18 protein-coding genes and 1 tRNA gene are annotated in these 21,642 nt (G+C 38.1%); 12 read left to right on the top strand and 7 right to left on the bottom strand.

Going from position 1 to position 21,642, the window contains the following annotated elements; translation table 11 throughout:
• Nucleotides 1-41: 41 nt before the first annotated feature.
• Together murF and WC631_01440 are read left to right on the top strand one after the other, a co-directional pair.
• A complete protein-coding gene (gene murF, locus WC631_01445; GenBank protein ID MFA6227130.1) occupies nucleotides 42-1,337 on the top strand; it encodes a UDP-N-acetylmuramoyl-tripeptide--D-alanyl-D-alanine ligase in 1,296 nt (431 codons plus the stop codon).
• A gap of 328 nt (nucleotides 1,338-1,665) precedes the next feature.
• A tRNA-Glu gene (locus tag WC631_01440) sits at nucleotides 1,666-1,737 on the top strand.
• 662 nt (nucleotides 1,738-2,399) lie between these two features.
• Here WC631_01440 and WC631_01435 read toward each other — a convergent pair.
• Nucleotides 2,400-2,852, bottom strand: coding sequence for a GatB/YqeY domain-containing protein (locus tag WC631_01435; GenBank protein ID MFA6227129.1), 453 nt, complete (start codon nucleotides 2,850-2,852; stop codon nucleotides 2,400-2,402).
• A gap of 54 nt (nucleotides 2,853-2,906) precedes the next feature.
• Between WC631_01435 and WC631_01430 the strand changes: the two genes are divergently transcribed.
• Nucleotides 2,907-3,965, top strand: coding sequence for a DNA recombination protein RmuC (locus WC631_01430; GenBank protein ID MFA6227128.1), 1,059 nt, complete (start codon nucleotides 2,907-2,909; stop codon nucleotides 3,963-3,965).
• Nucleotides 3,966-4,142: 177 nt separating this feature from the next.
• Here WC631_01430 and WC631_01425 read toward each other — a convergent pair whose 3' ends face one another.
• The gene (locus WC631_01425) at nucleotides 4,143-4,376 is read right to left on the bottom strand and encodes a hypothetical protein (GenBank protein MFA6227127.1); all 234 of its coding nucleotides are present in this window, start codon (nucleotides 4,374-4,376) and stop codon (nucleotides 4,143-4,145) included.
• Nucleotides 4,377-4,411: 35 nt separating this feature from the next.
• Between WC631_01425 and leuS the strand changes: the two genes are divergently transcribed.
• From leuS to mltG, 4 genes are all read left to right on the top strand, one after another.
• The gene (gene leuS, locus WC631_01420) at nucleotides 4,412-7,282 is read left to right on the top strand and encodes a leucine--tRNA ligase (protein ID MFA6227126.1); all 2,871 of its coding nucleotides are present in this window, start codon (nucleotides 4,412-4,414) and stop codon (nucleotides 7,280-7,282) included.
• Nucleotides 7,283-7,372: 90 nt separating this feature from the next.
• On the top strand, nucleotides 7,373-8,407 hold the full coding sequence (locus tag WC631_01415) for a sigma factor-like helix-turn-helix DNA-binding protein (protein ID MFA6227125.1): 1,035 nt from the start codon (nucleotides 7,373-7,375) through the stop codon (nucleotides 8,405-8,407).
• A gap of 302 nt (nucleotides 8,408-8,709) precedes the next feature.
• Complete coding sequence (locus WC631_01410; protein ID MFA6227124.1) at nucleotides 8,710-9,774, top strand: hypothetical protein; 1,065 nt, start codon at nucleotides 8,710-8,712, stop codon at nucleotides 9,772-9,774.
• A 2-nt stretch (nucleotides 9,775-9,776) separates the two neighbouring features.
• Nucleotides 9,777-10,772: an endolytic transglycosylase MltG gene (gene mltG, locus WC631_01405; protein MFA6227123.1), complete on the top strand. Its 996-nt coding sequence runs from the start codon at nucleotides 9,777-9,779 to the stop codon at nucleotides 10,770-10,772.
• 195 nt (nucleotides 10,773-10,967) lie between these two features.
• Here the strand turns inward: mltG and WC631_01400 are convergent, their stop codons facing one another.
• The 3 genes from WC631_01400 to hisS are packed head-to-tail and all read right to left on the bottom strand — an operon-like array spanning nucleotide 10,968 to nucleotide 13,274.
• Nucleotides 10,968-11,540: a ribonuclease H-like domain-containing protein gene (locus WC631_01400; GenBank protein ID MFA6227122.1), complete on the bottom strand. Its 573-nt coding sequence runs from the start codon at nucleotides 11,538-11,540 to the stop codon at nucleotides 10,968-10,970.
• Nucleotides 11,537-11,929: a hypothetical protein gene (locus tag WC631_01395; GenBank protein MFA6227121.1), complete on the bottom strand. Its 393-nt coding sequence runs from the start codon at nucleotides 11,927-11,929 to the stop codon at nucleotides 11,537-11,539. Before WC631_01395 ends, WC631_01400 begins: the two co-directional genes overlap by 4 nt.
• A 7-nt stretch (nucleotides 11,930-11,936) precedes the next feature.
• The gene (gene hisS / locus WC631_01390) at nucleotides 11,937-13,274 is read right to left on the bottom strand and encodes a histidine--tRNA ligase (protein ID MFA6227120.1); all 1,338 of its coding nucleotides are present in this window, start codon (nucleotides 13,272-13,274) and stop codon (nucleotides 11,937-11,939) included.
• A gap of 106 nt (nucleotides 13,275-13,380) precedes the next feature.
• Here hisS and WC631_01385 point away from each other — a divergent pair, with 106 nt between their 5' ends.
• The 3 genes from WC631_01385 to WC631_01375 all read left to right on the top strand — a co-directional run bounded on the left by WC631_01385 (nucleotide 13,381) and on the right by WC631_01375 (nucleotide 15,657).
• On the top strand, nucleotides 13,381-14,304 hold the full coding sequence (locus WC631_01385) for a hypothetical protein (GenBank protein ID MFA6227119.1): 924 nt from the start codon (nucleotides 13,381-13,383) through the stop codon (nucleotides 14,302-14,304).
• Between the two features lie 183 nt (nucleotides 14,305-14,487).
• Entirely contained in the window at nucleotides 14,488-15,138 is a 651-nt protein-coding gene (locus tag WC631_01380) for a hypothetical protein (GenBank protein MFA6227118.1), read from the top strand.
• Between the two features lie 237 nt (nucleotides 15,139-15,375).
• A complete protein-coding gene (locus tag WC631_01375) occupies nucleotides 15,376-15,657 on the top strand; it encodes an RNA-binding protein (GenBank protein ID MFA6227117.1) in 282 nt (93 codons plus the stop codon).
• A 76-nt stretch (nucleotides 15,658-15,733) separates the two neighbouring features.
• Here WC631_01375 and typA read toward each other — a convergent pair whose 3' ends face one another.
• Together typA and WC631_01365 are read right to left on the bottom strand one after the other, a co-directional pair.
• The gene (gene typA / locus WC631_01370) at nucleotides 15,734-17,527 is read right to left on the bottom strand and encodes a translational GTPase TypA (protein ID MFA6227116.1); all 1,794 of its coding nucleotides are present in this window, start codon (nucleotides 17,525-17,527) and stop codon (nucleotides 15,734-15,736) included.
• A gap of 110 nt (nucleotides 17,528-17,637) precedes the next feature.
• Nucleotides 17,638-17,916: a hypothetical protein gene (locus tag WC631_01365; GenBank protein ID MFA6227115.1), complete on the bottom strand. Its 279-nt coding sequence runs from the start codon at nucleotides 17,914-17,916 to the stop codon at nucleotides 17,638-17,640.
• A gap of 159 nt (nucleotides 17,917-18,075) precedes the next feature.
• On the opposite strand from WC631_01365, the gene WC631_01360 reads away from it, so the two are divergent.
• Nucleotides 18,076-20,436: a phosphoketolase family protein gene (locus tag WC631_01360; protein MFA6227114.1), complete on the top strand. Its 2,361-nt coding sequence runs from the start codon at nucleotides 18,076-18,078 to the stop codon at nucleotides 20,434-20,436.
• Between the two features lie 23 nt (nucleotides 20,437-20,459).
• Nucleotides 20,460-21,632, top strand: a complete 1,173-nt coding sequence (locus WC631_01355; GenBank protein ID MFA6227113.1) for an acetate/propionate family kinase — start codon at nucleotides 20,460-20,462, stop codon at nucleotides 21,630-21,632.
• Nucleotides 21,633-21,642: the final 10 nt, after the last annotated feature.

The following is a 21,642-nucleotide window of genomic DNA, read 5'->3' as shown; positions in this document are numbered from 1 at the left end:
CATTTTTGTCATTTGTACTCTCGATATGCTAATATAAAAACATGAAATCAATTTTCAAGAAAATAATTACGAAGATAATTCAATTTGAATCAAGACTTGTCCTGAAGAAATACAACCCTAAAGTAGTGGCGGTTACTGGGAGTGTTGGGAAAACGTCCACAAAAGACGCTATTTTTTCAGTAATGTCCGGATCATTTTACGTTAGAAAAAGTGAAAAGAGTTTTAATAGTGACATTGGTATTCCACTTACGATACTCGGGTGTCCGAACGCTTGGAGCAACCCTTTTAAATGGCTTAATAATATTTGGGAAGGTTTAAGATTGATAATCTGGAGACAGAGTTACCCAGAATGGCTTATACTCGAAGTTGGTGCAGATAGGCCAGGAGATATTAAGAACATATCGAAGTGGCTTCGCCCAGATGTAGTAGTTCTGACAAGATTTGCACAAATTCCTGTTCATATTGAGTTCTTTAAAAATAGAGATGAAATAATAAAGGAGAAATGGTATTTAGTAGATGCTCTGAAATATGACGGGGTGTTAATTGCAAACGCTGATGATGTTGACGCTATGAAAATGACACAGAGGGCAAATACTAGGATTTTAAAGTACGGTCTTTTGGGTGATGCCGATATTAAAGCGTCAAATATCGAAATACATTATGAAGAGAAGACGAGAACGCCAGATGGCATGATTTTCAAAGTGGGATATTTAAACAATTCTGTACCAATAATTATAAAATATTCACTTGGTATGCAGAGTATTTATTCATCTTTGGCTGCTATCTCTGTTGGTCTTTCACAAGATGTGAATCTTGTTAAAGCTGGTGAAGGACTTTTAAAACACGAATCGCCGAAGGGTAGAATGAGGATATTACTAGGAATAAAGAATACGACAATTTTAGATGATACTTACAACTCATCACCCGTAGCACTACACTCGGCTCTCAAAGCTCTAAAAGATATTAAGACAAAAGCCAGAAAAATTGCCGTTCTTGCAGATATGATGGAGCTTGGTAAACACTCAACAGAAGAACATTATGAGGCAGGAAAGCTTGTTGCAGAATCCTCAGATATTTTAATGACTGTTGGAGTGAGATCGAGGAGGATTGCTGAAGGAGCTCTTGACAATGGTCTTGGTGAATTAAACGTCTTTCAATTTGACAATTCTGTTGAAGCCGGTACAGCCTTGCAGGATATATTAAGGGAGGGTGATATTATACTTATAAAAGGCTCGCAATCAACTCGTATGGAACGAACTGTAGAGGAAGTGATGGCAGAACCAGAAAAAGCAGAAGAACTACTTGTGAGGCAGGAGGAAGAGTGGAAAAAAAGATAATATTATGTTATAAAAATATGAGACGGGCGTTTTGTTTCGCAAAATGCCCGCTGATTTTTGGCCTCATCGTCTAACGTGAGGTTGGGGTGGGACCCAACCGCAAGATCGGAGTGCGACGGCACGAGAGGGGGTCGCAAGCAAAGTCAGCAGACTTTGACTTGTGACTAGGACACGGCCTTCGAGAGGTTGAAATTTGGGCAAGGGACCCAAATGAAAGACCTATGATGGTTTTATATGAGTGAAGCGAAATATAAAACAGAATAGGTATACGGCTTCTGTAAGAAGGTAAATTCAGGGTTCGAGATTTTAGTTTAAACAATTTAATATTGGCCCTATCGTCTAACGGTTAGGACACGGCCTTCTCAAGGCTGTAATCAGAGTTCGATTCTCTGTAGGGTCACATAAATAAAAATCGCCAGCATTATTCGCTGGTGATTTTTATTTAAGTCCAGGGGAATCGAAAGCCGGAGCGTGACGGCGCGAGGCGGGGTAGCGAGATTTTTCAGCAGAAAAATACTCGTGACCGATTCCCCGTGAGGTCACATAAATAAAAAAACACCCCCGTAGTAGGCGGGGGTGTTCGAGGTGCTGATCAGGCCATGCCGGTTCGTTCATCTAAATACCACGGCTTGCGATCGTCTTGGGGCGGTTGCTCCCGGTGTGGCTCAGTAGGCTGACCAAGTATCGCTTGGCGGATTCTACGAAACCTCTCTCGGTTGAATATGCCATGCTTATTGAATACAGCTTTCACGGCGTCAAACGCGGGCTTTCCTTTTCGGAACAATCTGCCAGCCTCTTTTATCAGCTCCTCATCTGTCCATTTCCTTTTTCTTCCCATAATAATCCTCCGATCACTTTGAAAACCAGGAAAACTTGTCTGGGTGTATTATACCAGAGTCGTATATCGATTGTCAAACCACAAAACATATCAAGGAATTGAACAGAAAAACCTCACGGGCGGGAGGTGCGGGAGCGACTCTGGGATTTTTCGTATAGAACAGCGATTATGATTTTCTTCGGGATGAAGGCACACTGGTGGAAAATAGTGATGGGAGGGAGCTTTTATTTCACCAATTCCTCAACAACCTTTTTCACCACTGCTCCATCCGCCTTCCCCTTAAGTTCTTTCATCACGGAGCCGATAAATTGTCCGATTTTTGTTTTATCCACATTTCCGGCAGAAGCGATTTTCGCTTCCACAACTTTTCTCACTTCATCCTCACTCATCATTTGTGGCAAGAAAGCTTCAAGTATTTTCATCTCGGCTTCTTCAGCTTTTGCAAGCTCTGGTCTGCCACCTTTTGTAAATTGTTCGATAGAGTCTTTTCTCTGTTTTACGAGTCTTCGTATAACTGCAAGAGCTTCTTCATCTCCCAATTCATCTCCTTTTATGTCTTTTGCGATTATTTCGTTTGTAAAGGCAGAAGATACTCCGCGAAGCACCGTAAGCCTTAATACATCTTTTTTCAACATCGCTTCTTTTATTCCGTCTTTAATTATTTTATGTATACTCATACTCGACATATTATCACATTTTTTATTTTTAGCCACGAATGATATAATACTTGTATGCCATCAACAATTTTAGTTATCTTATTTGTAATAATTATCGCGCTACTTGTTTGGCTTATTGTGTCCATAAGAGGTGCTGGCAAGGTTGAGCAGAAAGGCGAAGATATTGGCCTCAAGCTTATCCTTGAGCAGATCAATGAGCTCAATCGCACAGTAGATACCAAGATGAGCGAGACCACCCGCCATATGAATGAATCAGTCCGCAATCAATTCAGCGAGTCAGCCAAGCTTATCCGCGATGTTACCCAGGGTCTTACCAAGCTAGATGAGACTAATAAGCAAGTTGTCTCTTTTGCCGATCAGCTTCAATCGCTTCAGGATATTTTGAAGAATCCGAAGCACCGTGGAATTCTCGGTGAATATTATTTGGAGACTTTATTGCAAAATGTTTTAGCGCCGACACAATATAAAATGCAATATGCATTTGCCAATGGCGAGATAGTGGATGCAGCTGTTTTTATAAAAGATAAAATAATTCCTGTTGATTCAAAGTTTTCTTTAGAAAATTATAATAAATTGAGCGTGGAGCAGAATCCTCAAGAAAAAGAAAAATTGGAGAAGGCTTTTGTAAATGATTTAAAATTGCGTATTCAGGAGACTTCAAAATATATTCGTCCGAAAGAGGGGACAATGGACTTCGCTTTTATGTTTATTCCGCATGAAGCGATTTATTATGATTTGTTGGTCAATAAGATAGGCGCGATAACGGAAGAGACGGACAATCTGATACAAAGAGCTGCCAATAAATATAAAGTTATCATTGTTTCGCCGACATCATTCCTTGCATATCTGCAGACCGTTCTGCAAGGGCTCAAGGCGATGCAGATAGAGGAGTCAGCAAAAGAGATTCGCAAAAATGTGGAAGGTTTACAGAAACATTTGAAAAGCTATGAAGAATATCAGGGCAAGCTTGGAAATGCTCTTGCGACCACTGTAAATCATTTCAATAATTCAAATAAAGAATTTAAAAAGATAGATAAAGACGTGGTAAGAATTACAGGAAAAGAATCGGATATTGAGCTTTTGGAGGTATCGAAGCCGGAGATAGAGGAATAAAAATCAGCCGGCACTATATCTGTGCCGGCTGAGTCAGCCTATCTTTCATACCTGTTCAACCACAGGAGACAGACTTGAAGACCGTACGCCCTGTTGATTGATATAAAGAAGAAAGCCCTATTGGACCCCTCCGTTACTTCGGCGACTTCAAAGAATCCAAATCCCCACTTTGTGATCCTAAGCAGTGTGATCTCGTACATGACGTTTCCTCCTTTTGTTTTTCAATTTAACCAATTCTTCATCACTGACTTTCTCTGCATCCGCAAAGAAAGCCTTTACCGCCTCGACACTCGTACTGAGTATCACAGCGATTTCTCGGAACAAATTCTCAAGTTCTTGTGTATTTGCATTCATAACAACGAACTCCTTCCCATCTATAATATTACAGAATATATTTGGAATGTCAAGCACTTTTGTAAAATCATATTATACTGTATTATTTCAGGATGAAATCAAAAAAGGTAAACATTTATAATCATTCAGAAATTGAAAAGAAATGGCAGAAAATTTGGGCAAACAAAAAGACCTTTAAGACGGAAGATACTTCGAATAAACCGAAATTCTATGTATTGGATATGTTCCCATATCCATCTGGCGAAGGGCTTCATGTTGGGCATCCTCGCGGATATATAGCTACCGATATTTACTCAAGATTCAAAAAGATGAACGGTTTTAATGTGCTTCACCCTATGGGCTGGGACGCTTTTGGCTTGCCTGCGGAGCAGTACGCGATGAAGATGAAAATCAATCCCGAAATTGCCGTAAAGAAAAATGTAAAAAGATTTAAAGAACAGATTTCAATAATGGGTTTGAATTACGATTGGTCTCGCGAGATAAATACCACTGATCCAAAGTATTATAAATGGACGCAATGGATTTTCTTACAGCTTTTCAAAAAAGGTTTGGCTTATGAAAGTTATGAGCCGATAAATTGGTGCCCATCTTGTAAGACCGGTTTGGCAAATGAAGATCTGGACGGTGATAAATGTGAAAGATGCGGGACGACAATAGAAAAAAAACCGATGCGACAATGGGTGCTCAAAATCCGTGATTATGCCGATAGACTTTTGGACGATCTTGATGCACTGAATTGGCCTACGCATATCAAAGAGCTTCAGAAGAATTGGATAGGGCGTTCGGAAGGCTCAGAGATAGGATTCAAGATTCATGATTCAAGATTTAAGAAAGAGATCGGAGAAATAAAGGTATTCACAACAAGACCGGACACTTTATTTGGCTTATCTTATGTCGTCATTGCCCCAGAGCATAAGATAGTAGACGAATATAAATCTCACATATCAAATTGGGCTGAAGTAGAAAAATACAGAAAAGAAATAAAAAATAAAAGTGAAATAGACAGAACTGCCGAAGGTAAAGAAAAGACCGGCGTGAAGCTCGGCGGAATATTAGCTATTAATCCAGTCAACGGCGAAAAAGTGCCGGTATTTATTGCAGACTATGTTTTAGCCAACTATGGTACAGGTTGCGTGATGGCAGTGCCCGCACACGACGACCGCGATTTTGCTTTTGCCAAGAAATATAATTTACCGATAAAAGAGGTGATTATCCCAGAGAGAATTGATAAGAGAAATCCACCAGTCGCAGGAAAGAAAAGTGTTGAAAGGAGAAACGTGCATGTAATTATTCGCAATCCTAAAGACGGTAAGATCATTTGCTTGAAATGGAAAAAGCAACCATGGACGACTTTTCCAATGGGAGGAGTAGATGAAGGTGAAAATATTATAGATGCAGCAAGAAGAGAGGCTTGGGAAGAGACTGGTTATAAAAACCTTGTCAATCCAAAAGTCTTGGGTGGACAAGTCCGTGCAGAATATTTTGCAGCGCATAAAGATGAAAACAGAATTGCATATACAAACGCCATTTGCTTTGATTTGAAAGACGAAGAGAGAGATGAGATGTCCGAGGAAGAGAAGGAAAAGCATGAAGTGATTTGGATGAATGTGAAAGATATAGTTATCGGCACTTTGAATCATGCAGAAATGGATATTTGGCTAGAGAGATTAGAAAAGGGAGATATAGCCTATACAAATGACGGCGTGATGATAAACTCTGGAAAATTTGACGGCAAAAAAAATACCGAAATAATGAAAGAGATTACCGAATTTGCCGGTGGAAAGATGACGAAAAATTATAAACTTCAAGATTGGGTTTTCTCAAGACAGAGATATTGGGGCGAGCCTATCCCCGTGGTGCATTGTGAGAAATGCGGAGCTGTCCCTGTCCCAGAAAAAGATTTGCCACTCAAGCTTCCAAAAGTTAAGTCATATGAACCGACAGGCACAGGAGAATCGCCTCTCGCTGCTATTTCAAAATGGGTAAATACAAAATGTCCGAAATGCGGAGAAAAAGCGAAAAGGGAAACAAATACAATGCCTCAATGGGCAGGATCATCTTGGTATTATCTCCGATATATGGATACGAAGAATAGTAAAGCTTTGATTGATCCCAAAAAAGAGAAATACTGGTCTCCAGTGGATATGTATGTTGGAGGGGCCGAGCATGCTACAAGACATCTTATCTACGCTCGTTTCTGGCATAAATTCCTTTATGATATCGGTATTGTAAGTACAAAAGAACCTTTCAAACAGCTTCGCAATCAAGGTATGATACTTGGTTCCGATGGTAGGAAAATGGGTAAGAGATATGGCAATGTTGTAAATCCGGATGAAGTAGTGAAAAATGTCGGTGCCGATACTTTGAGAATCTATGAATCCTTCATGGGGCCTTTTGAGCAGGAAATTTCTTGGAGTACAGATAGTATGGTGGGTTCAAGAAGATTTTTGGAAAGAGTTTGGAAATTACAGGAGAAAATCTCAGACAAGACTATTGATTCAAATGACACCCAATCACTCTTACACAAGACAATTAAAAAAGTTACGGAAGATATAGAATCGTTTAATGCAAATACCGCCGTGTCCGCGATGATGATATTTGTAAACCATTTAGAGGCTCAAGAAAAAATTGATGAGGAAACTTATCTGGCTTTTATCAAAATCCTTTCGCCATTTGCTCCGCACTTGTGCGAGGAAGTATGGGCTAATCTTGGCAATAAAAAGCTTCTTGCAGTGGAACCTTGGCCAAAATATGATGAAGCCAAAATAAAATCAGCAAAAGTGAAAATAGTAGTACAAATAAATGGTAAAGTCCGAGCAACGCTTCCCATGTCAAGCGATGTTTCCGAAGAAGATGTTAGAAAGGAGGCATTAGCAAATCAAGATATAGTCAAGTGGCTCTCCGGTCAGAAAATACTGAAGACTATCTTCGTAAAAAACAAAATAATCAACTTTGTAATTTAAAAGTCAATACCCATTTGACTTTATTCTGCATCGGTGATAGTATGCTTTGTACGATATTCGTCAATATCAGTTTTAATAAATATTAATAGCATGTCAACAACAATAAGTTTTAAACCGAAACAGGTTTCTAAGAAGTTGCTTTTGGCTCTTCCAGAGAGATCAAGAGACGTTATTACAAAGAGATATGGTCTCGGGAAAAATCCTGAGCCGATGACTCTAGATGCAATAGGTAAGACCTATGGTATTACAAGAGAAAGGGTGAGACAAATAGAAAATCACGCTCTAAACATCATAAGAAAATCTAAAAACTATACTGACGAAAAACCATCATTTGATGAAATAGAGAAGATTATTCATAACCTCGGTGGAATAGTTGTGGAGCAAGATCTTCTCGATTTTGTTTCGAAAGATCTAAGCACTCAAAGCCACTTGAACTTTATTCTTGTTGTTGGACATCCGTTTAAGAAGATTAAGGAAGACGAAGATTTTAAACACAGGTGGTTTATTGACGAACAACTTGCAGATAAAATTCACAACTCTCTAAAGAAGTTGTATGAAAGTTTGAAAGATAATGAACTTGTTACAGAACAAGAAATGATAAAATCTTTCTTGGGTTATGTGGAAGATGTTGCTGAACAATATAGATCAGAAGAAATCGCGAAAAGATGGCTTGCCCTTTCAAAGAAGGTTGGAAAAAACCCTTTGGGTGAATGGGGTAGATCAGAATCTCCAAATATTAGCACAAAGGGTATGAGAGACTATGCATATCTTGTCATTAGGAAACATGGTTCACCAATACACTTTAGAGAAGTAGCAAAAGCCATAGCAACAGTATTTAATAAGAAAGCCCATGTCGCCACAACTCACAATGAACTTATTAAAGACCCTAGATTTGTACTTGTAGGCAGAGGTTTATATGCTCTTGCAGAATGGGGTTATATGAGCGGTGTTGTCAAAGATGTTATTAAGAAGATTCTGGAGAAAAGCGGCCCTCTTACAAAGCAGGAGATTATAGAGAAAGTTTTGAAAGAGAGATATGTCAAGGAAAATACGATAGTTATCAATCTGCAGAATAAGAAGTATTTCAAGAAAAATAAAGACGGAAAATACGAGGTAGTAAAATAAAGGATAATTAAAAGAAAAGGGGGCGTCCGCTTCAGGCGGACGCCCCCTTTTCTTTTGTATTAATATTTTGTTATAATATATTTACAATGTGGAGCACATTTTTTTACGGCATAGGTACTAAACTTTTCCCTCTAACTTTTAAAGTTATACTTATTGTCTTGCCTATAGCAATGCCCATTATGCTATTTTGTGCTTTTTGGATTTTACGATTTAGGTGGATCAAATTAGTCTTCATTGAAAAGCAGAAAAGCTGTTTATTGGAGATCAAATTACCTAAGGAAATTATGAAATCTCCCGCTGCTATGGAAATCTTTTTTACATACCTTCAAAGAGCAGGATCTGAAAATCTTACACAGACTTATTTAGAAGGTAAAACAAGACCTTGTTTTAGTTGTGAAATCGTATCTTTGGGGGGGGCGGTACATTTCTATATTTGGATGAGCCAAGCAAAATTTAAGAATATTATTGAAGCCCAGCTTTATGCGCAATATCCGAATATTGAAATATATGAGGTAAAAGAAGACTATACTAATAAAGTCTTTTTCGATGAAGAGAAGTACCCTATGTTTGGAAGACAACATAGACTTTCTAAACCGGATGCTTATCCCATTAAAACTTACATTGACTATGGTTTAGACAAAGATCAAGAGGAAGAATACAAGATAGACCCTTTGACACCGATTGTTGAGTATATGGGTACTTTAAAGAAAGGGGAATACGCCTGGTTGCAGATATTGATTCAAAAGCATGAAGAAGAAACACTCTTTCATGGAAGGCTCACGAAAGAACGAGAGTGGGTAAAGGATATAGATAAAGAGATAAAGAAAGTTAGAGAATCTGCTATGCAAGGCTCTGGAGATGAAGAAAATAAGTTTAGATTTCCAAATCCTACAAAGGGTCAAAATGAAATAATTGCAGCTCTAGAGAGAAGTAAAGGGAAAATGGCTTTTGATTGTATGATAAGAAGTGTCTATATCGCAGAAAAAGCCTCTTTCACCCCAGCAAATATTAGTGGTCTTACAGGATGTCTTAGGCAATATGGTTCAAATCTTTTAAATCGTTTCGGTACAAGTCATAATACAGGTACAAGTGACGTGTGGAAGGATGTCTTAACTGTTTTACCTTTCCTAAAGGCTATGGAAGCCAGAAAAGTAAGCCGATTAAAGAGAGATCTGTTACATGCATACAAGCTTCGTTCGTTTTTTGAATGGCCTTATAAACATCTCGGTGGTTCCAAGCCCTTTGTCTTAACCACCGAAGAACTCGCCACAGTGTTTCATTTTCCAAGCGGTATTGTTTCGCAGACACCAACACTCACTAGGGTTCCTTCCAAGAAATCAGAAGCTCCAGCCAACTTGCCGATTTAAAAATGCATTACGATTTTCTAAGAGAAATAAAACTTTACAAAGACCCTCTCTTGAAGAGGCGTCTTGTATTTCTGACTGGATCTGTTGTGGCTCTTTTTTTTATAATCTTTTACATATCTTTTCTTTCTTCGCCGAGGGATTTTCCTAAAGGTTTAATCTATGACCTCAAGGTTGGGCAAACACTTTCTTCTCTTGCAAGCGATTTATCTTCGAAGCATATTATAAAATCAGAATTTTTATTTAAAGGGCTAGTATTTGTCATTTCAGGTAATTCTAGGATTCTAGAGGGGGATTATGCAATGCCGAATGCACAAAACGTTGTGGCTTTAGCGTGGAGATTCGCACATGGAGATACAAAAATATCTCCAATGAGGATAACTATTCCGGAAGGATTAAATAATTATCAAGTAGCAGACTTGCTTTATAAGAATTTACAGACTTTTGATAAAAAAGAATTCTTGAAATATGCTACAAAATATGAAGGGTATCTTTTCCCCGACACATATCTTATAGCTCCCGGTACGAAAGAAAATAAGGTAGTCGATATGATGATAGAAAACTTCGATGAAAAGATTAAAGCACTTAATACCGAGATTAAATCTTTCGGTAAACCGCTTTCTGATGTCGTCAAAATGGCATCTATTCTTGAAGGGGAAGCTAGGACTATAGAAACACGTCGCACCATAGCTGGTATTTTGTGGAGGAGAATTTCTCTCGGAATGCCTTTACAGGTTGATGTGTCTTTTAAATATATAAATGGCAAGACATCAAAGATGCTAACACTTGATGATTTAAAAATAGATTCACCATATAACTCTTATACCAATAAAGGTCTTCCACCAACCCCTATTTCAAATCCAGGACTTTTGGCAATACAGGCCGCCATTACTCCGATTAAGACCCCGTATTTATATTTCTTAGCTGATAGCAGTGGCATTATGCATTATGCAGTCACGCACGATGGGCATGTGGCTAATAAGGAGAAATATCTTAAATAAAAGCTCACTCGGACTTGCCTAAAATTTTCTCGGGGTCCTGTCAACCTATTCTTTTTGAAAAGCACGAAAAACTTTTGCTAAAGTTTTTCTCTGTCCGTCGTCAGCCACTCCTCCCAAGTCTTTTCAAAAAGAACAGGTTGCCACCCCTAGCAAAAATTTTAGGCAAGTTTTCGTTCACCGGATGGCACAGTAGCATTAAAATGGCAATGTAAAAGTCAGTGCGGAGTCTTTCTTATCATGCCATTTTGAAGTGTCGAGCTTTATCTCTTTTATATCCTTAATATCTTTGTATTTTAGAAAACCATTTTTCAGAGCAAATTCGTAAATATCTTTTGTAATTCTCACATCTTCAATACAATAGTCTATAACATCTTGATATTTGCCTTGTTTCCACCACTCTGTCGCTTGAAGTCCGTGAGCAGTTTTATTTCTACCGAGTGTCGCTTCAGCGACATTATCGAGCTTGATTCTTCTGCCGATAGACTTTTTGATCTCCGAAAGCAGATCCAGACTTGCGATTTTGGTCAAATCTCCGGAATAATATTTATTCAGTATGGGTATATCAAAACTGTCACTATTGTAGCCGATAAGCAGATCTGCTTTTTCCAAAATCGGCCAAAGATCTTTGAGTTGCTCCTTTGTATAGCTAGAAAACTTGTCGGTCAATGAATCGTAAATACAAACCACATACATATTTGGGAAGACCTGTTTTGTGCCGACGGTTGTGATTATTCCATCTGTTTCAATGTCAAAGACTATTTTTCTCATGATACAATATTTTCACTATCAACTCTTGTCTTGTGGGCGTAAAAACCCCAATAATTCAAGATAAGCCAGATTATTATGGTAACTATTAGCCAAGGAAGCATAGCTTTTATACCATATCTTGATATTGATGAATACATAATAAAAAAACCGATAAGCCCTGTTACGACATCCATTATTTTATTTGTTATATATTCATGGACATTTAAAACGTAGAGTTCAAAAAATTCCCAACCGATCATTATTATCGTAGAAAGGATTAGGTTCGACAAAAAACCAATTCCAAGCCAATTTAATATGCCTGCAAAGATAACCCCGCATAAGACGTGGGGGACAGACCACATATCAATATATTTTCCTTCTTTCCAAAGGTTTGCATGATCAATTATCATAATTTAATTATCTTTTCATTTCCTTGGTAATATCAGAATCAGTTGTTTGGACTTCGTTTCCGGTTTTTAGCTCTTTCAATTTCAATTTACCAGTCTTTACTTCCTCATCTCCAATACAAACAATATAAGGGATTTTATTTTTATCCGCGTATTTTATTTGATCACCAACTTTTTTATTTGAATAATCTACGGAAACCTTGAGACCGCTATTTCTCAATTTCTGTGCCAAGTCTTGTGCATAGCCGATAGAATCATCATTGAATGTGCAGATATATAAATCGGCGACAGCTTTTATTTCTGGCAAAAGCTTAAATGTTTCCAATACATCTCGGATCACCACGTCTCCCATACCAAAGCCGACTGCCGGCACTTTCTCTTTGCCGAATATATCGAGCAAATCGTCGTATCTACCACCACCAAATATTGCGCGTCTGTTTTCTTGGCTTGTGCTGAAAACTTCAAAAATAATCCCCGTGTAATAATCAAAACCACGCATTAAGCTCTGGCTGAATACTGTATTTGTGATGCCGAGTTTTTCTAGTCTTTCTATAAGTTCTTTGATTTCAGCCACGTCCTCTTGCTCGCTCGCGGTCTTCGGAAGTTTTGATATAAATTCTTCAAAATTTTTGGAATCTATGAGTGTTAGGAATTCGGAGCTTCTTTCAGGGATGAATTCTTGTATTCCGGCTTTAAATTCTTTGGCATCCATCTTTTCTTTCTTGTCTATAAGCTTGGAAACTCTCTGTGTGACTTCTGGAGATAGGGCAAAAACATCATTCAATATATAATTTACTATCTTTCTGCTATTTATTCTTATCTCAAAATCCGTATCTTTCAGACCAAAAGCTTTCATAATATCGCTTGCCATAGCAATAACCTCAACATCTGCATTTATGTTTTTTACGCCGAAAATATCTACATTGAGTTGCCAATGTTCGCGTGTCCTACCTTTTTGCGGTTGTTCGTATCTGAAAAGATTTGGAATAGAATACCAACGAAGAGGGAAGGAGAATTCTTTGAGTTTGCCAGCTATCATTCTTGCGAGAGTTGGTGTCATTTCTGGTCTTAGAGATACATCTCTGTCGCCTTTGTCTTTGAAAGTGTAGGTTTGCTCATTTACTATCTCTTCGCCGGATTTAGCTCTGTACAAATCTGCCGGTTCAAGGACGGATGCGCCGTATTCGCTATATCCAAAACTTTCTGCAACTTTTCGCATAGTGTTGAATATATAGGTTTGAACTGCCATATCGGCAGGATAAAAGTCGCGAACGCCTTTGTACGGCTCGGTGCTTATTTTTTGTTTGCTTGCCCCGTCTGAATTTTCACCTTGCTTTGTTTTTGACATAATGTTTGTTTATTGATATAGATATAATATATTACCATAATGAATAATTTCTAAAAAATTCTTTACGGGGTGTTTTTATTCATATCAGTTAGTATTCTATCAAATTATGATACCAAAACAAAGTGTCTTAAAATTATATAAAAAGAGGGGAGAAACGCCTCTTGAATGTTTGAATAGATTTAAATTGGCGAATCCTGAATACAAAGATGACAAGATGACCTATGCTGGGCGTCTTGATCCACTCGCTGAGGGCATACTTCTCGTGCTTGTTGGTGAAGAATGTAAAAATAAAGATAAATATTTAGGGCTTGATAAAGAATACGAAGTAACTGTGCTTTTTGGCTTTGCGACGGATAGTTTTGATGTATTGGGTTTGGTTAATTCCTCCCCGGTCTGTCATCCTCGCGAATGCGGGGATCCAGGGATTCTTGTTCGCTCAATAATGTCTTCTTTTAGAATCGCACATAATTGGCTCGCTCGATACTGCCCTTTCCGGAACACGGATATTTTTTTGCTAAAAAATTCCTCGTGCTCGGCTCAGCCAGCCTCGCAAGTTTCCGGAAAGGGCAGTATCTCGCTCGCCAAGCTCGACGGTATATTAAAGAGCTTTGTCGGCAGATTTTCTCAAAAATATCCGCCATTTTCTTCAAAGACCGTAAACGGTATTCCGCTTTTCGCTCACGCGAAAAGCGGAAACTTGGACCCCGACGAAATCCCCTCAAAAGATGTTGAAATCAAAAACATTGAATTATTAAAGGAAAGTTCAATTTCAAAATCTGAATTTGAAAAATCTGTAAAAGAATCTATCGCACTAGTTTCCGGCGATTTCCGCCAAAAAGAAATCTTAAAATCATGGGAATCAGCTTTATCAAGGACCGTCCTTGATAATTTTCAAACTATCACCATAAAAGTCTCCTGTACAAGTGGTACATATATGCGAAGCTTGGCAAATGCGATAGGGGAGAAAGTAGGTATTCCAGCTTTAGCACTGAATATCAAGAGAATCAGAATAGGTAAGGATAGAATTTAATTTCAATAGCAGAATTACTTAAATACCATATCAGCTATAGCTGATATGGTATTTAAAATTAAATTATTTGACATAGTAATATAGAAGGTGTATAATGCAAATAGATAGTCGCTCTCCGTTATATTTTTGGCACAACGCCAAAGAGTAATGGACGGCATACAAAAAAAGAAAAGGAAACTGACCATGAATAACATGCTCAGGAATGTGCTCGCGGAACTCGTGAAGGTTGGGGACGAAGTCCTTGGCCTGATATACGATTTCCTGCGGAAGCTGAATGCGGACAAAACAGGGGAGTTTTTGAAAATGTTCAAACTTTTCCTGCGTGATGAAGTTGTTGCCAAGACTTCCGAGGTATGGAAGACGTGGAAAATAATAAAGATCGGCACTATATATACTGCCGAGGCGTTTTGTCAAGTTTTTAAGAATGAAGGTTTAGATATGGATAGAATGGTGAAAGACATTATCCACAGTCCTGCCTTCAGAGTGAGTGGGACCGAACAAGATGTAGAATTAGTCAATGTTAGTAATGAGCAACTTGGTTTTAAAGACGGTGCTTACTATATGGACACGTGTAAGCGTGCATTAATGCTCGGTCTAGATATGTGTCCAGCCGAAGTCGGTCCCCAACTGTACTTGCAGCTCAAAGAAGACATGCCTAGTGGTACAAGTGTTGTGGTGGCAATGGAAGCTATGCTTGACTCAGAGAATTATCTCAAAGTATTTACTGTGAATTGTGATGTGCGTGGGGAGTTATATTTGCTTACATGTATTTGCCATCCTCATAGTAAATTCTTTGCTCATCGTCGCTTCCTATTCCTGCGTCGTAAACCTTAAATAACATGAGAGTATACAGCTCGTTCAATCAATTCACACAAGTGGAAAGATTGGACGAGTTGTTTTTTATTATACGGCTCTAAACCTTGACAGAATCACCAAAACATGGGAAAAACTTGCTTTTTTTCTTGATATATGCTATACTCTTTTGGCAGTAACAATTCTCGTAGGTTTAAGTTTTCTTAGCCGTTTGAGAGTAGGTCGTTTCTGCGAATTTAGTAGATTTTTGCAAAACAAATGGCAAAGAAATTATATGTAGGAAATCTTCCTTACACAGCAAATGATGCTGAGTTGGCAGATTTCTTCTCTAAGGCTGGAGCTGTTGAGTCAGCTGTCGTTATGATCGACAAGATGACCGGCAGATCAAGAGGTTTTGGATTCGTAAGTATGCCTAATGATGAGGAAGCTATGAAAGCTATCGAATCATTAAACGGCGTAGACATGGGCGGAAGAAAGCTCACTGTCAACGAAGCTAAACCTTTGGAAAACAGACCTTTTAGAGGTGCTCCAAGAAGATAATATTAGTCGCAAGACTTTTATATCGATTAGAGTAATCTAACAAAAACACCCGCGTTCTGCGGGTGTTTTTGTATTTTTATTTCAAATCTTTTCTTCCTGCTTTAGCTCTATCTGTTTTGGTCAAAAGCATTTTTCTAAGACGGACATTCTTTGGAGTCACTTCGAGAAATTCATCACCCTGCATTATTTCAAGACCTTTTTCAATATCAAGTTTGGTTGGTGGGATAAGATAAAGCGCTTCATCATTTCCGGAAGAACGGGTATTTGAAAAGGCTTTATTTTTCGTCGGATTCACATCGAGTTGTTCGCCATTTAAAACACTTCCGATAACCATACCCTCATAGACATCTATTGCAGGGTCTATATAGAGTATGCCCCTTTCCTGTAAATTCCAAAGTGAATAAGCAAGGGATTTTCCGGTCATCATAGAAACCATTGAACCGAATTCTTGCTTTTGAATTTCGCCGGCGTATTCTTTGAAATCTATAAAGCGACTACACAAAATTCCAAGACCTTTTGTATCTACGACAAACTGTCCTCTGTATCCCAAAAGTCCGCGAGTAGGTATTTCGAAAATCATTCTGACTTGATTGTCTTTGATTTTCATATCTTTCATTATTCCTTTTCTTTTGCCAAGTTTTTCTATAACAACACCTTGGAATTCTTCGGGAACATCTACGGTAACTTCTTCAAACGGTTCCATTTTGACACTGTTTACTTCTTTGATAATAGCTTTTGGTTGCGAAACTTGTAACTCAAAACCTTCTCTGCGCATATTTTCAATTAAAATCGCAATATGAAGCTCGCCTCTACCGTAAACCGTTAAGGGTTCAGCACCGAAATCGACTCTTAGTCCGACATTTACCTCCATTTCTTTTTCCAAACGTTCGCGGATCTGTCTTCCTGTGACAAATTTTCCTTCGCGTCCAGCAAGAGGGGAATCATTTACAAGGAAATTCAAAGAAATTGTTGGCTCGTCAATATTTATAGAGGGTAATGGTTTTTGGTCTGCATTTTCACAAACTGTCTCTCCGATATAAGCATCTGAAATACCTGCTATCATAACAATATCGCCAGCAGAAGCCTCTGATACAGCTATCCTTGTCATACCGTTGAAAGTATAAAGTTTGGTAATCCTCGTCTGTCTTGATTCACCGTTTGGCGTCTTTACAAAAATATTTTGTCCATCTTTCACTTTCCCACTATAAATTCTTGCAACACCCAGACGACCTAGAAAGTTGTCATAAGCCAGGTTAAATATTTGTGCTGAAAATGGTAAATTGAGATTTTCTTCTGTTGAAGATGATGGGACTTTTTCTAAGATTAAATCCAGAAGGGGTGACAGATCTTTTTGTTCATCTTTTGGGTGAATCATAGCGACACCTTTTCTGCCGATTGCATAAATAATAGAAAAATCCAATTGCTCATCATTTGCGCCGAGCTCCATAAAAAGTTCTAAAACTTCCTCGTGTGCTTCTTCTGGTCTTGCGGCACTTTTATCTATTTTATTTATAACGACGATTGGCTTAAGACCAAGTTCAAGAGATTTTTTTAATACAAAACGAGTCTGTGGCATTGGACCTTCTTGAGCATCGACAACAAGGAGAACTGTATCGATAGAGCGGAGTACACGCTCAACTTCCGAGCCAAAGTCTGCATGTCCTGGAGTGTCCACAATATTGATTTTTGTACCTTTGTATGGAAGAGAAGTATTTTTCGCATATATAGTAATACCACGCTCTTGTTCGAGTTTATTGCTGTCCATAGTTGCGCCTTCCTCGGATACACCGGCTTGTTTCAAAAGGGCGTCGGTAAGGGTTGTTTTTCCGTGGTCAACGTGGGCTATTATTGCTATGTTTCGTATTTCCATTTTATTATTCAAACTAAAAGGCGCCGAAGCGCATTTTGTACTTCTATTAAAACATATTTTTAATAAAATAGCCAACCTCGCGGGCAGGTTGGCTATTCGTGGTCTGGGTTCTACCCGACGAGACGCAGGACAGTCCTTTTTTCATCGTGTACTTTATCACAACCAGCTTTGTCCAATTTCTTGAGCAAATCTGAATTGCAAGATACTCCGATAAACTGTGTGTCTTCTGGTAAAACCTTTTTGATCTCGGCAATTAGCTTCGGGTGATCTGCCATAGAACCGTCCATAATGACGGTTTTGATGTCCAGATTGTCTTTGACAATTCCAAACACCTCACCGATGATACTGGTTGTAAGTATCTCCAGATCTGGTCGTCCTTCTTTTGCCATCCTCATTATTATATCACATACCGATTCGTCATCATCAATATATAGAACTTTCACTTTTTCTCCTTTTTGTTGAAGTGATTTTTCCTCGCCAATATTATAGTCTTTTTTATAAAAGTCAACAGAGCGAAATTTTTATAAAAATTTGATATAATATTCAGTATGAATCAGGAAGTAGAGAGAATTAAAAAGTACGTAAGAACTACCAACTACCTCACGGTTACTCAGATATATTTACAGAGTAATTTCTTACTTGATAATAAACTGACTTTTGATGATATCAAACCTCGACTTTTAGGGCACTGGGGCACATGTCCAGGGATAAATTTTGTTTACGCATGTCTCAACAATCTGATAAATAAGACCGGCACAAATATGATGTTTCTTTTAGGCCCAGGTCACGGATTTCCGGCTTTGCAAGCCAATCTTTTTCTTGAGGGAACACTTGGTAAATATTATGCTGATGCGACAAAAGACGAGAAAGGCATTTCTTATTTTTCAAAACAATTTAGTTGGCCTTATGGGTTTCCAAGTCATTCAAGTCCGATAACTCCCGGCGTAATACTTGAAGGTGGAGAGCTTGGATATTCACTTTCAACCGCCTATGGAGCAGTGCTTGATAATCCAAGTCTTATAGCAACTTGTCTTATCGGAGATGGCGAAGCGGAAACTGGTCCGCTTGCTACAGCATGGCACTTAAATAAATTTATCGATCCTGCACACAACGGCGCGGTACTTCCGATTTTACATTTAAATGGATATAAAATTTCCGGCCCGACGATATTTGGCAGAATGAATAATAAAGATTTGCGAGCGCTTTTCAAAGGTTATGGTTACGACCCTATTATTGTGGAAGGCAAGGGTGAAATAGTTTACAGAAAAATGGTAAAGGCTTTAGATAAAGCGTACGCGTCTATTATAAAAATACAAAGAGAAGCGAGAGAAGGTACAGAAAAAACCGATACATATTTTGCAAGATTTCCGATGATTATTGTGAAGACGCCAAAGGGTTGGACTGGTATCAAAGAACTTGAAGGACAGAAAATAGAGGGGAATAGTCTTTCACATCAGGTTGTTGGTAAAGATGCAAAAACAAATAAAGTTGAATTGAAAGCTATAGCAAAATGGCTCAAGTCTTACAAATTTGAAGAACTTTTCAACCCAGAAACCGGTTTTACAAAAGAAATTATTGAAAATATTCCTAAAGAAAATCTGAGAATGGGGGATAATCCAGTAACAATGGGAATAAAGAAAGGTGATATTTCACGTGGACTTATTTTGCCAGAGACAGCGAGTTTTGAAGAAAAGATTCTATATCCAGGAGAAAAACAAATAAGTTCAATGAGAAAAATCGGTGCATATTTAGCCGAGGTAATGAAGCTAAACAAAGAAAAAAGAAATATCAGACTTTTTTCACCAGACGAGACATACTCGAATCGTCTACAAGATATCTTTACTGTTACGAAGAGGACTTTCATGGGGCCACTCTTTGAGTGGGATTCAGATTTTGCCAGAGATGGTCGTGTAATAGAGATGCTTTCAGAACACTCCATGCAGGGCCTATCACAGGGATATACGCTTAGTGGCAGATTCGCTATTTTTGCTTCCTACGAGGCTTTTGTGCCAATAGTGACAAGTATGGCGGACCAGTACAGTAAGTTCCTTAAAATCGCAAGAAAGACGGCCTGGAGGGGCGATGTACCCTCGCTTACATACCTTTTGACCTCAAGTGGCTGGAGGCAAGAACACAATGGTTTTTCACATCAAAATCCTGGTTTTATAGACGGTCTTTTACAAAAACACAATGACTTTATAAATGTATATTTTCCGGCAGATGGCAATGAAGCGGTAGAGATAATGAAGAAGTCTCTTAAGTCAAGAAATGAGATAAATATAATTGTTGCTGAAAAGACAATAGAAAATATTTGGCTCACACAAGCACAAGCGCAAAAGGAAATCGCTGACGGACTTTCTATTTGGGATTTTGTAAGCTCGGAAAATCCAGACATTATTTTCTCTGCCTGTGGACAGTATCTTGTGAAAGAAACCCTAGCTGCCATTAGTTTACTTAAAAAAGAGGCACCGGAGGCGAAAGCACGATTTATAAATATTGTGGAGCTTTCGCCAAATACAATCGGGAGTTCTATCACCAAAATGAGTGATGAGAAATTTGATGAATATTTTACAAAAGATAAGCCGGTAATATTTAATTTTCATGGATATCCAGAAACTCTTAAACAATCACTTTTTGATTATCAAAATGCAAAAGATAGATTTTCTGTACACGGATATTTAGAAAGTGGTTCTACGACAACACCGTTTGATTTACATGTGAGAAATGGTACCGACAGATATACTTTGCTTATGGAAGCACTTGAAAAGCTTTCTGCGAAAGGAGTAGTGGAGGAGAGCAAAGCAGCCAGAATCATAGAACTTTACAGGCAAAAGACGAAGAATACTCTAGATTATATAAAAGAAAAAGGTGCTGATCCAGAAGAGATAGATAAGTGGACTTGGAGATAAATTATTAATTTAAATTAAACCGAATGCATAAATATTTAATTGTAAATACAGGTAGTGCGTCAAAAAAATATTCTTTATTTGTGGGAGATAAAGAGGCCGCCTTTTTACATATTGAGACAGAAAATGGTGAGTATATTTCCACATTTGTTTGTGACAGTGGTAGTGAAAAGTCCAAAATTACAAGCAGGGAATTTGAAAAATCACTAGATTATTTAGTCTCTATTCTAATTAAAAAGACATTTATTTTATCAAAAGAAGATATTTTTGGAGTAGGTATTAGAGTCGTAGCTCCAGGAGTTTATTTTGAACAGAATCATATTATAGATAAAGAGTTTTTGAAAAATATAAAAAACGCAGGGGAGAAAGCACCTCTTCATATTGAGGCTATCTCGGCTGAAATCAAAAAGCTATTAAAATTTTTTGGTAAGAGTGTACCGATTGTTGGAGTTTCCGATAGTGCTTTTCACACAGGGATGCCAGATAAATCTAGATTTTATGCAATTCCACTTTCTGACTCTAAAGAATATGAAATTTATAGATATGGATATCATGGTATATCCCTTGGTTCTATTGTAAATAAACTGAAAGAGACGGGAAAGATGGCTGAAAAAATGATCGTTTGTCATGTGGGTGGTGGTGTGAGTATTACTGCACTAAAAAATGGAAAAAGTATAGATACAAGCATGGGTTTTACTCCACTTGAAGGTATGGTGATGGCGACAAGGGTTGGAGATATCGATTCTGGCGCAGTGGCTTATCTTTCGGAAGTTCTGGGTTTGAAAGGGACAAAGTTAAGACAATATTTAAATAAAAAATGCGGTCTTCTTGGTTTGTCTGGTAAGAGTGATGATGTTCGTGAATTATTTAAGGTGGAGAATGAAAATACTGATGTAAAAAATGCTTTGGATATTTATGCCTATAGAATACAAAAACAAATCGGGGCATATGTAGCCGCGCTTGGTGGTTTGGATTTACTTGTCTTTTCCGGTACAGTGGGTGAGAGATCGTTTAAGATGAGGCAAAGGATTTGCAATGGTCTTGATGCTTTTGGGATTAAACTTGATGAAAAGAAGAATGAAGATACAGATAGATTAAATACCGCCATATCTACTGATGATTCAAGGATAAGGGTTGAAGTAGTAAAGACAAATGAAATGAAGCAGATAGCTGAAGATACTAGAAAAATTCTGGGGTAAAAAGGTAGCC

This window comes from Candidatus Paceibacterota bacterium, assembly GCA_041663045.1.
Classification (GTDB): domain Bacteria; phylum Patescibacteriota; class Minisyncoccia; order Phycocordibacterales; family GWA1-40-21; genus Bog-1340.
Note: the sequence above shows the minus strand (reverse complement) of the source record. Positions and strands in the feature narration are given on the sequence as shown.